The sequence below is a fragment of the Staphylococcus lugdunensis genome, assembly GCF_002901705.1.
Taxonomy (GTDB): Bacteria; Bacillota; Bacilli; order Staphylococcales; family Staphylococcaceae; genus Staphylococcus; species Staphylococcus lugdunensis.
Map to the genome: position 1 here is coordinate 1 of NZ_PPPV01000001.1, position 14,183 is coordinate 14,183.

A 14,183-nucleotide genomic window follows, 5' to 3' on the forward strand; every position below is an offset into this window, starting at 1 on the left:
ATGTTTGATTAGCTCATAAATACTAATTAAATCTTTGTAACGTTTCGTTACATTTTTGGAATTAACGTTGACATATTGTCATTCAGTTTTCAATGTTCAAATTTTTTACTTACATTTTATTATTTTATCGAAATAAACAATCTGTGTCAATATTTTTTGGCTCAATTGACTTTGTTTAAATCAACAATCAATATGTTATATTGTTTTGTTCTAAAGTTCAATAGTCAAAATTACACTTTCTTAACATCGTATTAAAATTGTTAAGAAGCAACATTGCTATCTGTCGTATTTTGACGACTTTTTAATAATATCAATTAAAGACATCTACGTCAATTATTAATATCAGTAATTTTTGTTTACTTTTTCTTAAGAAGAGTATTAATCTAACCAAAATGTATAATAGCTATTTTTTTACAACTTGCTAAATTTGATATTATCCTCTTTTTAGAGCTTACTGTTAGTTGAAAGTATTAAATACTCGCACAAATTGAGTCATGTATAAATTTTATTCGTTTATTACGTGACGCTGGTTAAATAATACGAAAATTCTTTGGTTAATCAAGCTTTTAAATGTAAAGTCACATATAAATACGCCTTATTTGGGCGAGACACTTGAGGGAAAAGACAGGGTCCCCAACAATAAAAATGTGAAGCGTATTTCAGCAAGCAAAGTAAGTCGAATTCCCAAGCAAAGAAAAACTGAACTAAAATAGTTTTTCTAACAAAGCAAGCTTGGCTAGCTGAATCTATCGCCTATGCAAGCGAACCAATAATACAAGTATTATTAACAAAGAAGCCAGTAAATGAAGTTACAAAACCCTCATTTACTGGCTAAATTTCTAGGATATAAGTCCTAGCTGTTCTATCTTTGTTAAAAGTCATTTTAATTATATATAACAACTACTTATGTGATAAACACTGCTCAGTTATCAGTTTAACCATTGAAAGTATTCATCAAGCTATTTTGTCCGCCATATATAAATCTTATTGATTGGTTTCACTTTCTTTACATTCTTTACAAATGCCATAGATTTCCATTCTATGATGCGTAACATCAAAATCTGTCACATGCTGCGCTAACTGTTCTACCTCATCTAGTTGTGGATAATGAAAGTCAACGATTTTTCCACATTTTTCACAAATAACATGGTAATGGTTGTGTGTATTAAAATCAAAACGACTAGAAGCATCACCATATGTTAGCTCTTTAACTAGACCTATATTTTTAAACACTCTTAAATTATTATATATCGTTGCAACACTGATATTAGGAAAATCTGGTGAAAGTGCTTGGTAAATTTCATCGGCAGTTGGATGTGTATGTGAAGAAATTAGATAACGAATGATAGCTTGTCTTTGAGGTGTAATTCGCACACCTGCTTTTCTCAGCTCTGTAATTGATTCTTCCAATTCATGATCAATTGATTCTATATCTGCACTCATAATTTCACCATCTTTCTATTTAATAATAATTATTACTTAATATTAATATAACTTTATATAGTTAAAAATGTCAATTGTTTATCTCTTCTTCTAAGGTTAATACCCATTCTTAGCATTAACAGTATTCTCAATTAGTTTTCCATTATTGAGAAAATGATCTAAATTTCGTTCAAATATCTTTGTTGCATCTATTTTATTATTGTAATCATTGCCAGTAATGTGTGCAGTGATAGTTACATTATCTAAATCATATAATGGATGGTCAGCTGATAAAGGCTCATGTTCGAAAACGTCTAAATATGCGTGTCTTATCAAATTATTCTCCATTACCTCTAACAAATCATTTTCTTTTATTATGGTTCCTCTGCCAACATTAATAAATAATGCATTATCTTTCATATACTCAAAATGTTTCCGCTTCAATAAATGATATGTTTCTTCAGTTTCGGGAAGCGTATTTATAATAATGTCAGCTTTGTTTATTACATTATATAATTCTGTGATTACGTAAATATCATCAAAGTAATCAACTAAACTATTTGATCGATTGATACCTATTATTTCAGGATTAAACGGTCTTAATAATTGTGCTGCTGCTTGCGCAATAGCACCTGTCCCTAGAAATAATATGGTTGAGCCACTAACTCTTTTACCAGTGATTGTAGAATCATATATATGATGGCGTTGATTATAATAAGATTTACGCATATTTTTATAATCATCCAAGATAAATGTAACAATATACTCGGCTAATTGTTTAGCTTGAACACCTCTTGTATTTGTCAGTTGAATGCCTCGTTGAAGTATATAGTTCAATGGAAGAGAATTAACCCCTGTTGCATACCAAGCAATCCATTTTAAATTGGGACAGCTTTCTAAAAAGGACTGATCTACATGTCCATCATAGCCAATTAAGATGTCAATATTCTGTCGTTCCTCTTCTGGTATATCGGCTGCTTGTGCATAAAATTGAAATTCAATTTGTTGGTATTTATTAACTAAATGTTGCTCTAGTTTACCCAAGCGCTTCAATCCTACTACTTTCAACTTAATCACCCCAAAATATTTTTTAATTCAGCCATTTGATTTTTGACTTTAACCTTTTCAATAACATCTAATATGATACCTTGCTCATCAATAATAAACGTTGTTCTTACAATCCCCATACTTTCCTTTCCAAAAGATTTTTTTAACTGATAAACACCTACTTCTTTCGCAACTTCATAGTCTTTATCTACGAGTAAATCAAAATTCAAATGATGTTTATTTATGAAATTACGGTGTTTTTGCTCACTATCTCCACTAATTCCAAATACTTGTATATCTAAATCATTAAAAAAAGCTAAATTGTCACGAAAATCACAAGCTTCTGTTGTACACGTTGGCGTATTATCTCTTGGGTAAAAATAAAGTACTGCCTTTTGACCTTTTAAATCTTTATTTGAAATGCTTACTCCATTCTGGTTTTTCAATGAAAAATGTGGGAAACGTTGTCCTTTTTCTAACATTTAATCACCTATTCTTTTTTTAGTTATTATTTATGATACGATATTAGTTGAAAATATTAAATTAAAAGAGGTTGATAGAACATGAAATTCACAGAAAGTGAACGACTTCAGAAGTTATCAAATGAATATATTTTAGGTGGCGTAAACTCACCTTCTCGTTCCTACAAAGCAGTAGGAGGTGGCGCACCAGTTGTAATGAAAGAAGGTCATGGCGCATATTTGTATGATGTAGATGGCAATAAATTCATTGATTATCTTCAAGCCTATGGACCAATTATCACTGGACATGCACATCCACATATTACTGAAGCTATACAGGATCAAGCTGCAAAAGGCGTGCTTTATGGTACACCTACAGAATTAGAGATTGAATTTAGTAAAAAATTACGTGAAGCTATTCCATCTCTTGAAAAAATACGTTTCGTTAATTCTGGCACTGAAGCTGTGATGACGACAATTCGTGTCGCTCGTGCTTACACTAAACGAGATAAAATAATTAAGTTTGCCGGTTCTTATCACGGTCATTCTGATCTCGTTTTAGTTGCTGCAGGAAGTGGCCCTTCTCAACTAGGTTCTCCTGATTCTGCTGGAGTGCCAGAGAGTGTTGCAAAAGAAGTTATAACCGTGCCTTTTAATGACATTGATTCATATAAAGAAGCAATGTCGCATTGGGGTGATCAAATCGCTGCTGTATTAGTCGAACCAATTGTGGGTAATTTTGGTATGGTTGAACCGCAACCTGGCTTTTTAGAAGAAGTGAATAAAATCACACATGATTATGGAGCTTTAGTTATCTATGATGAGGTTATTACAGCATTTCGCTTCCATTATGGAGCCGCACAAGATTTACTTAACGTATATCCCGATTTAACTGCATTTGGTAAAATCATTGGTGGTGGGTTACCGATTGGAGGATACGGTGGTCGACAAGACATTATGGAACACGTCGCACCATTAGGACCGGCTTACCAAGCAGGTACAATGGCAGGGAATCCTTTATCAATGCGTGCAGGCATTGCTCTATTGGAAGTTCTAGAACAAGATGGTGTTTATGATAGACTTGATCGTCTAGGTAAACGCTTAGAAGATGGCTTATTAAAACTCATCGATAAGCACGGTATCACAGCTACTATTAATCGTGTTTATGGTTCACTAACACTATATTTTACGAACGAAAAAATAACGCATTATGAGCAAGTTGAAAGATCAGATGGTGAAGCATTTGGTAAATTCTTCAAATTAATGCTTAATCAAGGTATTAATTTAGCTCCATCTAAATTTGAAGCATGGTTCCTAACTACTGAACATACTGAAGAAGATATTGACAAGACATTAGAAGCAGCTGATTATGCCTTTAGTCAAATGAAATAAACTTGAAAATTAATCCTCGTCAGTGTATAACATATATAACTCATATTTAATATATAAAAATAAAGGAGTATGACCTTTGAAGCTAGGAGCCCGTATCTTAAAGACAGGTATTGCCATAATACTTGCCCTATTCATCACTTCTTTTTTACCTAATGACGTTGGATTTAAATCTGTCGCTGGTATCAGTGCAGTTGTTGCAATGCAACCCAATATCCATCGTTCTGTTAAGACAATTTCTGAGCAAGCTATGGGAAACTTTATTGGTGCATTGCTGGCAGTCATAGTGGTAGTAGTTTTTGGTAAAAATATTGTTATTATGGGCATTACCGTTATCTTATTAATCGCTATTTTATATAAAATCAACTTGGCACACGTTGCTACACTTGCAAGTGTGACTGCCTTAATTATCATGGGACAACATACTGGTTCATTTTATGTGGCAGCTACTTTTAGATTTATATTAGTAATGATAGGTGTGTTAAGTGCATCAATAGTAAATCTTATTTTCTTACCACCAAAATTCGAAACTAAAATTTATCATTATTCCGTAAAATTAACATCTGACATTTTTGTATGGTTTAGATTGGTACTAAATGACACTTCAGATTATCATCAAATTAAACAAGATAATGATCAAATAAAAACACGCTTAAATAGACTTGAACAAATATATGATTATTATAATGAAGAACGACCACTTACAAAAAAACATGTATTTCAACAGAATAGAAAGAAAATCCTTTTCAAGGAAGTGGTTAGTACAACACGACAAGCGTATGAAGTGTTAAACCGAATGACACGGTATCAAAATGATTTGCATAATTTAAATTATAATTTAATCTTTCAAATTAAACTTGAAATTGATGCATTAATTGAATATCACGAACAAATTTTGCGTAGTTTATCGAAAAAGGCACGCTATAATATTGAGCATGTTGAAAATAATATTATTAATCCTCAAAAGAAAGATTTAATGCTCGCATTTCAACAGGAATTAATTCAAAACCCCTATCAAACAAAATATTCTTATTCTAATTTAATGCAGATTATCGCTGCGATTGAAGAGTATCGATATCATTTAGAGCATCTAGATCGTCTCAGATTAAGCTATTTTACGTATCATCGTACTGATGCGGATATTGACATAGTTGATGAAGACTTTGATGTATAAATGAAGATACGTTTTAACAATATAAATTAAGCATTTTAAAATTTATTTAGTAACGTTTTAACTATTTAAATATTTTCTATTCAAAGAAAATGGCAATTTCTATTACAAATGTAGAAATTGCCATTTTTATTATCAACACATTATTCTTTAATTTTTACAGATCTTGAATGCTATATAAATGTTCATATGCACCTTGTCTTGCTATTAATTCTTGATGCGTACCAGTTTCTATAATTTCACCATTTTGTAATACAACGATTTTATCGGCATGTGTAATCGTTGATAAACGATGTGCCACGATCAATGTTGTACGATCTTTACTTAAAACATCAAGTGCGTCTTGTATAATAGCCTCGCTTTCAAGATCCAGTGCGCTCGTTGCTTCATCTAAGATTAATATTGGTGGATTATTTAAAAATATGCGTGCAATTGATAAGCGTTGCTTTTGCCCGCCGGATAGTTTAACACCGCGCTCACCAACCTCAGTGTCATATCCTTGTGGTAATTTAGAAATGAAATCATGTGCATTAGCCATTTTTGCAGCTTCAATAATTTCTGCTTCAGTAGCATCTGGACGCCCTAATAATATATTTTCACGTACTGAATCGGAAAATAGTATATTATCTTGCTGTACTAAACCAATTTGATTTCTTAAACTTCCCGTCAAAAAGTCCTTAACATTATGCCCATCTATAGTGATTTCGCCACCAGTGACATCATAAAATCTGGGAATTAAATTAATTAATGTAGATTTACCACCACCACTCATACCAACAAAAGCAACTGTTTCTCCGCGGTTAATGGACAAATTAATATCTTTTAATACCAAAGATTCATTGTCATTATATTTAAAACTTACATGTCTTAAATCAATATGCCCCTGTTTAATTTCAATTGGCTGAGCACCTCGGCCATTTTTAATATCATAATCTTCATCTATAAGTTGAAACACTCGGTCCATTGAAGCAAAACTTTGAGTTAGCGTGGTAAATGATGATACCAAACGACGTAAAGGTCCAAATAATTGTTCTAAGTAACCAACAAACGCTGCTAGTGTTCCTACTGTAATTGAACCATTAATAACTAGATAGGAACCTACACCAATCACTATGATAGGTCCCAAATCTGTGACGGTATTAATCGCTGCAAAAGAATAAGCATTCCATGACGTGTGTTTGAACGCTTTTTGTAAAAAATGAGTATTCTTTTTGTCAAAATTTTTCGCCTCATTATCTTCAATTGCAAAACTTTTTATCACTGACATGCCTTGTACACGTTCATGTAGAAAGCCTTGTACTTCTGCAAGCGCTTGTGATCGTACACGTGTTAAAGAACGCAATTTACCGAAGAAAAAGTAAACTGTCAAAATATAGAACGGAAATATCAAAATGGCTGCTAATGTTAATTTAACATCTAAAAAGAACATAATTGATAACGCAATAATAATCGTAATACAATCTAACCAAATATTCATTAGTCCTGTTAAAATAAAATCCTTGGTTTGTTCTACATCATTAATAACCCTTGAAATAACTTGACCCACTTGATTATTTGCATAAAATCGTGCGCTTAATGCCTGTAAATGATTGTATAATTGTTTTCTAATGTCATATAGAATCTTATTACTGGTCCACTGTGCTAAATATTGTCTTAAATATTCAATAGGTGGTCGCATAATAAGAAAAATAAAGAGTGCTATACCAATGGCAACACTTAGATGGATAACCTTTTGATGTGCTGTTAATGAATGATTATTAATCACACCATCAATCGCATATTTGATTAACAGCGGTATTAACATTGGTATACCAAATTTTATTATTCCAATGACAATCGTTGCAAATATACGATATTTATATGGCTTAACAAAATTTAAATATCGTCTAATCATAAGAATAACCCCCAACTTCCTTAAGTACCTAACTTACCTTTACCCTAACGCTAAAATTAGCATGAAATACAACAGAGGTTGATATGGCATCGCAAGATAAAAATCAAGCTTTGCATTCAACCTCTGGCATGCAATATAATACACTTCATTGTGCTGTTTAAAACTTAAATGTCAATTTATTATTGAAGGCTTGAAAGTATTAAGCTTTTGTCATTGAATACTATAACCAATTTATTTTGGAATTACACATAATTTGCTTAATAATCTCGTACCTTTTTATAGCGTTGTTTCCAAACTTTTATAAAATCAGGTGCAAATGGCCCTTTCTTTTGCTCTATCCATTGCTGTAATATATCAACATTTCGGCGCAAAATCATATCGATATCATGCGGATAATTCATTTGATTCATATGTTGTTCATATTCATCTTCATCTAATAAATGATATTTCCCATTAGGATAAACTTTAATATCTAAATCATAATCGATATATTTAAGTGCTTCTTCATCACAAACAAAAGGTGATGATAAATTACAATAATAATAGATTCCATCCTCTCTAAACATACAAATAACATTGAACCAATATTCTGAATGGAAGTAAACAATAGCTGGTTCTCTCGTTATCCAAGTTCGACCATCACTTTCAGTAACGAGCGTGTGATTATTACCTCCAATAATGACATGGTCGGTTCCCTTGAGGATTGTCGTTTCTGACCAAACGCGATGAATATTGCCATCGTGTTTATAGCTTTGTATTTTTATTGTTTCTCCTTCTTTAGGTATGGATTCTTTAACCATACTCCACACCACCTTTTCATATTTTGCACTTTTGATTATATCATATTTTAAAAATTTAACTTAAGCTTTAACTGTCTTTTTTCAGCTATTCGTACTATTAAGTTTCTCCAATTATAAAGTCATAAATCTTTGACATTGATACTGGAAATGTATAATCATCACGGTTAGATAAATCTAACCACGTCATATATTTTGGAAGCTGAACCGCCGTTAAATTAACATCATGAACTACACTATAAACCTGTATATTCCATGTTAAATGTGTAAACTGATGTTTTAGTTGATAAATAGGCTCACCTGTAGCGGTGATAGACATACCAAGACGATTTGTTAGTTCTTGTTCCGCGTTATCAGCGTCAACCATTGGAAATTGCCACATACCGTTAAGTAGCTTCTCTTGACGTTTTTCTATAAGATAGTCTCCATGCTGATTACGAATTAAAAATACTTTTAGATTTATTATTTTCTTTTTTTTATTTTTGCTTTTTACTGGTAGATCTTGAATCGTACCTTGCTCAAAAGCTTCACAATGTGATTGTATAGGACAAAATAAGCATAATGGATTTTTAGGCGTACAAATAAGTGCACCCAGTTCCATCATTGCCTGATTAAATGTACCAGCATGCTCTTGTACATATGGTTCTAATTGGTTTTCATATGCTTTTCTAGTAGATTGTAGTTTAATATCACTATAATCATTATTAATTCTTGACCACACTCTAAAAACATTACCATCAACCGTAGGCAATGGATGATTAAAAGCGATACTCATCACTGCAGCTTTAGTATAAGGACCTACACCCTTCAACTTTTCAAAATGTTCAGGTTGTGATGGCACAATCCCTCGATACACTTGATGGACTTCTTTAATTGCAGAATGGAAATTTCGTGCTCGACTATAATAACCTAGCCCCTCCCAATATTTTAAAACCTCATCTTCATGCGCATCACTTAATTCTTTAATTGTTGGAAAGCGTTGTATAAAGCGATGATAATAATCTATAACCGTTTTCACTTGTGTTTGCTGTAACATAACTTCGCTCAACCAAATATAATATGGATCTGCAGTTTCTCTCCAAGGCAGTTCGCGTTGATTTTTATTAAACCAATCCTCTAAATGACGCTTAAATGTTCTTTCTCTATACAATGACATATACTCCTCTTGCATATTTTTTATTGCTCTACTCATTTAAATTAACTATAATGTAACTTCATTTCGTTATTCCAATTTTTAGATTATAATAAAATATAAATACCAAAGAAAAGAGTGAATGATATGGATACTGCCACACATATAGCTATCGGTGTAGGTTTGACTGCATTAGCTACACAAGATCCAGCAATGGCAGACACGTTTGCCGCTACTGCCACTACGATTATAGCCGGATCTTTAATACCAGATAGTGACACGGTGTTAAAGCTTAAAAGTAATTCCGCCTACATAACACATCATAGAGGCATCACACATTCTATACCTTTTACAATTTTATGGCCAATCCTTATAACATTTATCATATTTGTTATCTTCAAACAAACAAATCCACTGCATGTATGGATGTGGGCACAATTAGCTGTCTTTTTACATGTCTTTGTAGATATATTTAACTCTTACGGTACACAAGCGTTACGCCCTATTACCAACAAATGGATACAATTAGGTGTTATTAACACATTCGACCCGATTATTTTCATCATTTTAGTTATAGGCATTATATTATGGATTATTGGAATACATCCTTATGCTATTTTTATTCCAATATTGTTCTTGTTAATTGGCTATTATATGATTCGTTTTAAAATGCAGTCAATCATCACTGAACAGGCTCTTAATCAAATTAGATCTAAACAGCACCCAGTAAAAATATTTGTTATTCCTACTTTAAAGTTTTTTGAATGGCGAGTAGCTATTCAAACAGAAACACATGATTATGTTGGGAGAGCTTATGGCAGAAATGTCGTATTTAGCGATAAAGTAGAGCGCCAACAATTCAAACCTGGAACTTTATTATGGCAAATAAAAGGCAATCCTGAAATACGTACATTTTTAAATTTTTCTTCGATTTATCGTTGGCAGATACGTCGCTTGGATGATGACACGACTGAGATACGACTCATTGATTTAAGATATTTAAATAATGACCACTACTCATTTGCTGCTATAGCGCATGTCAATAATCAACAGAAAATTGATTATTCTTATATCGGTTGGGTGTTTTCTGAAGAAAAATTACAGAAAAAACTATATTCATAATTTAAAAATGAAAGCCAATTGAAGTGTTAACTTTGTCACTATAGACGACACATCAAATTGGCTTTTTTATTATTTATGCGTTGCTAGCAAATGGTTAGTCTTTATTATTTTCATTATTAATCTTCGTCATGGGATAATGTTGATATTTTGTTTGTGCCATGTGACGGTGATACCAATAACTTAAAGTAAATATTAATACCAAAAATAATATAAAATAGATATGATATGGTAAATTACTTAAACTGGTAATTCCAAAAATAACGGATGTACTTACTCCATCAACTAAATAATATAGTGGGTTGAGCATTAGAATATGACCAAATATCGATAAAGTCGTTTTAGGTATGTATAAAATAGGAACCATAAAACAACTTAACAGTACACCTATCCAGTAGATCTTCATTACCAACTTTTGATACATAATACTTAATAAACCTAATAATTCAGCGATTAATATGATATTTAGACACCCTATTAACAAATAAAATATTAGTGCCCAAACTGATAATTCAATGTTCAAAGGTAAAAAAATGATTAAAATTAAGAACAGTAAAAATCCGACTAAAGTTCCCGCTAATCCATTCAATATTGTTGTCACAATAGGTGATAAACTAAATGATTTAGTAACCCAATAATCATTTTTATAATCCTTGAATGCTTTATATGTAGTATAAGTAAATACTATAAAATATAAGGCTGATGCTAATCTATAATACCATCGTATTCGAACAAGTTCTTCAATTGCCATCATTTTCATCCAACCTGCACTTGCTAGTATCATTATAATACCTGTAAGTAGCAAGAGCGCAAATCCTTTCCAACTTTCCAATAAACGTTTTATTGAATATTGGCAAAGTCGAGGAATATTTTTAATATAAATTATCCAATTATCTATCATTTTTTCACCTACAATTCAATAAATATCCATTTATTTTCTTTCATATCTGCAATTAAATAACCACCATACGTCTTTGTTATCCAAATGTCTTTTGAAATATTAAATTCTTTCTTTAACTCATCTTTTTTAACTATTGGGAAGACAAATCCTTTAAGTTTATCGGTATCATTAAATAGCATTTCAATGGGTTGTTCAGTTATATCTACTACAAATCGATTTTCTTTGTCAGGAACCAAAGTTTTCTTCACTGTTTTATGTGATTTGTTTAAATGGCTATTGAAATAATCAACAAAATTGCCATAATTTGATTTCATGTATTTTGACATGGTTGTAAATTTATGTTCCTCATATAATGCAGCAGGATTAAAATATTCTAATTTATTTTTAGCAACATAATAATTCTTGTTATCAACTTTTACCCGATAATTTTTCGAATTTTCTCCAATAATTGTTAATAAGCTATATTTAGGTGCTGTTAATTCATTATTACCATGCAAATGAATTTTCCCATTCAGTGCTAATCCATATGCCAGCTTTTCTTCATATGGATCCACATTTTGGTTTTGAATTTTTGACTGACTAAGATTATTTGATAGTTGAATATTGCCAGTATTAGTAAATATTAATGCAAACATAACTACCATTCCCAATACTAAGCTTATAAGTATTGTCCAAAACTTCACTATGTATACTGGTGCTTGTGCATGTTTATAACGTTCAACACGTTTAAAATTGTAGGTCATTTCTGGAATTCGTGCTCGACTTTTTTTCCAATCGATATCAAAGTTTTCTATAGCTACTTCATCCTCTAATGATAGTCGATCACGTTCATGTTCCCGAAATTTAGGAATAACTTGATTAATTGAGCCTTCCATTCGCAGTTGTCCATGTGATATCCATGCAACATAATTACTAACCTGAATCACTTTATCGATGTCATCATCAATAATAATCATTGTTAAGTTATTATCAACATAATCATTTGATAATTCTATAGCTTTTGCTAAATATGTTTCCGGTATATTCTCAATAATATGATTTAGAATAATGATTTCTGCTGCTGAAGCTCTAGCAATACTAACGATAAGTTGTGCATATTCAGCATGGGTTAATGTAAATACAGGTTGCTGCTGCTTTGTATCAAGGTGCGCATACTTTATAATTTGTGATACTTTATGGTCGCTTACCTCATAGGGGAAAAGTTTTACAATTGTATTAACATAATTAAAAACTGTTGCTTGTATTAAATGCTTATCTTTGATATCTCCAAAATAAAGCGTACCTGAACATATTACTTTTCCTTTGTCTGGTTTAACATCTCCAGCTAATATTCTTCCTATAAGCGATTTAGAAGATCCTGGCTCACCTATAATTGCTAGTGATTCGCCTTGATATAAATGCAACGAAATTTTATTTAAATTAATATCATTGGCTTCATATTGATATGGGTTAAACCAACGCTTTGCTTTTTTATTTCTAAAATAATGTGTAATATTAAGCATCTTCAATACAATTGAACTACTCATTTAATTCATCCTTCTATAATTTTAATAAGGCTAACGGCAAACCTTCTTCCGATTCAGCACTATTGATTCGAAATCCCCATGCAAATACACCTTTTAGCCGTTCAACTTTAAAAAACATACCACTACCATCATTTAATGGGTAAATTTTACCAATTTCTATTTTAGTGGAATCAATAAGATAACTCTCTGCGATAATCACTTTTGTTTGATACACATCGTATTCATTCATGATGCCGTTCATTTCAGCTTTTCGCATTTTTTCTTTATATAGTTGTATTTCATGTCTTAATTCTTGTTCTGACATTTCACTCATTTGTTTATTCATCAGAAATACCGCTTTCTTCTAAAGTTACTTTGATTTTATCATAATTATAACCTTTTCTCATAAGGGCTTCTATGGTTTTCATGACAAGCTGTTGTCCGTTGTAATTTTTTTGTTTTTTATTATAAACTTTTTCTAAATCTCGTTGCAATAATGCAGCTTCCAGACTTTCATCTTGTTGAAAATCTAATTCTTGCAATACTTGCTTAATCGTTTCAATTGTATAACCTTTTTGTATTAGTGCTTGAGACACTTTCTGTTTAACTTTTGCTATAGGACCTTTTTTACTTTTCATCAATTTGTGTCCTACTTTTAAAATATCTTCAAAGGGTTGTTCTACCTCATAGCGCTGCGTAAAACGTTCTATAATCTCCTCTTCAATTCCAACTTGATATAGCTTTTGTTTAAATACTTCTGGCCCCTTATCAGTTGTCCGAATCATCGTATTTTTTAAACTTTCCGCATAATCTTCATGATTAATAAACTTTTCTTTGTAGCAATAATCAATGATTTGATCTATAGCCGTTTCATTGATATCACTTTTAACTAGCTGCTGTCTCACTTCTTTTTCAGTACGTTTTTTAAATGATAAATAGTGCAGTGCAATATGAATTCCAAAGCGATAATGATCGTATTTTTGTATGTCTTCCATTTGTTTAGCATCAATCATTTGATTTTTTTTAAGATTAAATTTAACAAGTGTATCCATATCAATGCCCATTTCAAATACACCATCTAAATATAAATTGAACCGCTCTTTATTCTTCCTCTGCACTTCAATTTTAGTAACTTTTGGCATTGTATCCCTCCAAATGACTAATTTAACTATTCGCATATTCTAACATCTATATTTTATTACACAGAACAAGTTTATGTAACTATAATCTCTTAAAATCTTTAACTAATCATCATCAATGCAAAGCCAGGCTGGACATCATCCATAAAACAAAAGCACAAAGACGATTTTTAATTTCAGATCGTCTTTGTGCTTCTTTTATAATT

13 protein-coding genes are annotated in these 14,183 nt (G+C 31.5%); 3 read left to right on the forward strand and 10 right to left on the reverse strand.

Annotated elements, in window-relative coordinates:
* Window positions 1-984 precede the first annotated feature (984 nt).
* From perR to bcp, 3 genes are all read right to left on the reverse strand, one after another.
* Window positions 985-1,443 (reverse strand): peroxide-responsive transcriptional repressor PerR, encoded by a 459-nt coding sequence (gene perR / locus CD041_RS00005; RefSeq protein WP_002461305.1) that lies wholly within the window; start codon window positions 1,441-1,443, stop codon window positions 985-987.
* 96 nt (window positions 1,444-1,539) lie between these two features.
* Window positions 1,540-2,490, reverse strand: coding sequence for an NAD(P)-dependent oxidoreductase (locus tag CD041_RS00010; protein WP_062077820.1), 951 nt, complete (start codon window positions 2,488-2,490; stop codon window positions 1,540-1,542).
* A gap of 5 nt (window positions 2,491-2,495) precedes the next feature.
* Window positions 2,496-2,951: a thioredoxin-dependent thiol peroxidase gene (gene bcp / locus CD041_RS00015; RefSeq protein ID WP_070648305.1), complete on the reverse strand. Its 456-nt coding sequence runs from the start codon at window positions 2,949-2,951 to the stop codon at window positions 2,496-2,498.
* An 81-nt stretch (window positions 2,952-3,032) separates the two neighbouring features.
* Between bcp and CD041_RS00020 the strand changes: the two genes are divergently transcribed.
* Both CD041_RS00020 and CD041_RS00025 read left to right on the forward strand, forming a co-directional pair.
* Window positions 3,033-4,322 carry a glutamate-1-semialdehyde 2,1-aminomutase gene (locus CD041_RS00020; RefSeq protein WP_037544399.1) on the forward strand — a complete coding sequence of 430 codons (1,290 nt, stop codon included), beginning with the start codon at window positions 3,033-3,035 and terminating at the stop codon, window positions 4,320-4,322.
* 76 nt (window positions 4,323-4,398) lie between these two features.
* The gene (locus CD041_RS00025; RefSeq protein ID WP_002477970.1) at window positions 4,399-5,493 is read left to right on the forward strand and encodes an FUSC family protein; all 1,095 of its coding nucleotides are present in this window, start codon (window positions 4,399-4,401) and stop codon (window positions 5,491-5,493) included.
* A gap of 154 nt (window positions 5,494-5,647) precedes the next feature.
* On the opposite strand, the gene CD041_RS00030 is transcribed toward CD041_RS00025, so the two are convergent.
* The 3 genes from CD041_RS00030 to mutY form a co-directional block, all read right to left on the reverse strand.
* Window positions 5,648-7,384: an ABC transporter ATP-binding protein gene (locus CD041_RS00030; RefSeq protein ID WP_070815439.1), complete on the reverse strand. Its 1,737-nt coding sequence runs from the start codon at window positions 7,382-7,384 to the stop codon at window positions 5,648-5,650.
* Window positions 7,385-7,641: 257 nt separating this feature from the next.
* Window positions 7,642-8,184: a nucleoside tri-diphosphate phosphatase gene (gene ntdP, locus CD041_RS00035; RefSeq protein WP_080606550.1), complete on the reverse strand. Its 543-nt coding sequence runs from the start codon at window positions 8,182-8,184 to the stop codon at window positions 7,642-7,644.
* 97 nt (window positions 8,185-8,281) lie between these two features.
* Window positions 8,282-9,331, reverse strand: coding sequence for an A/G-specific adenine glycosylase (gene mutY / locus CD041_RS00040; RefSeq protein WP_012990801.1), 1,050 nt, complete (start codon window positions 9,329-9,331; stop codon window positions 8,282-8,284).
* Window positions 9,332-9,460: 129 nt separating this feature from the next.
* On the opposite strand from mutY, the gene CD041_RS00045 reads away from it, so the two are divergent.
* Window positions 9,461-10,435 carry a metal-dependent hydrolase gene (locus CD041_RS00045; RefSeq protein WP_012990800.1) on the forward strand — a complete coding sequence of 325 codons (975 nt, stop codon included), beginning with the start codon at window positions 9,461-9,463 and terminating at the stop codon, window positions 10,433-10,435.
* Window positions 10,436-10,529: 94 nt separating this feature from the next.
* On the opposite strand, the gene CD041_RS00050 is transcribed toward CD041_RS00045, so the two are convergent.
* The 4 genes from CD041_RS00050 to recX are packed head-to-tail and all read right to left on the reverse strand — an operon-like array spanning window position 10,530 to window position 13,980.
* Window positions 10,530-11,333, reverse strand: coding sequence for a hypothetical protein (locus CD041_RS00050; RefSeq protein WP_002461316.1), 804 nt, complete (start codon window positions 11,331-11,333; stop codon window positions 10,530-10,532).
* A gap of 8 nt (window positions 11,334-11,341) precedes the next feature.
* Complete coding sequence (locus tag CD041_RS00055; protein WP_070648303.1) at window positions 11,342-12,859, reverse strand: ATP-binding cassette domain-containing protein; 1,518 nt, start codon at window positions 12,857-12,859, stop codon at window positions 11,342-11,344.
* A gap of 13 nt (window positions 12,860-12,872) precedes the next feature.
* Entirely contained in the window at window positions 12,873-13,184 is a 312-nt protein-coding gene (locus CD041_RS00060) for a YfhH family protein (RefSeq protein ID WP_002461319.1), read from the reverse strand.
* Window positions 13,177-13,980 carry a recombination regulator RecX gene (gene recX / locus CD041_RS00065; RefSeq protein ID WP_070648300.1) on the reverse strand — a complete coding sequence of 268 codons (804 nt, stop codon included), beginning with the start codon at window positions 13,978-13,980 and terminating at the stop codon, window positions 13,177-13,179. The genes CD041_RS00060 and recX overlap by 8 nt, the downstream gene beginning before the upstream one ends.
* Window positions 13,981-14,183: the final 203 nt, after the last annotated feature.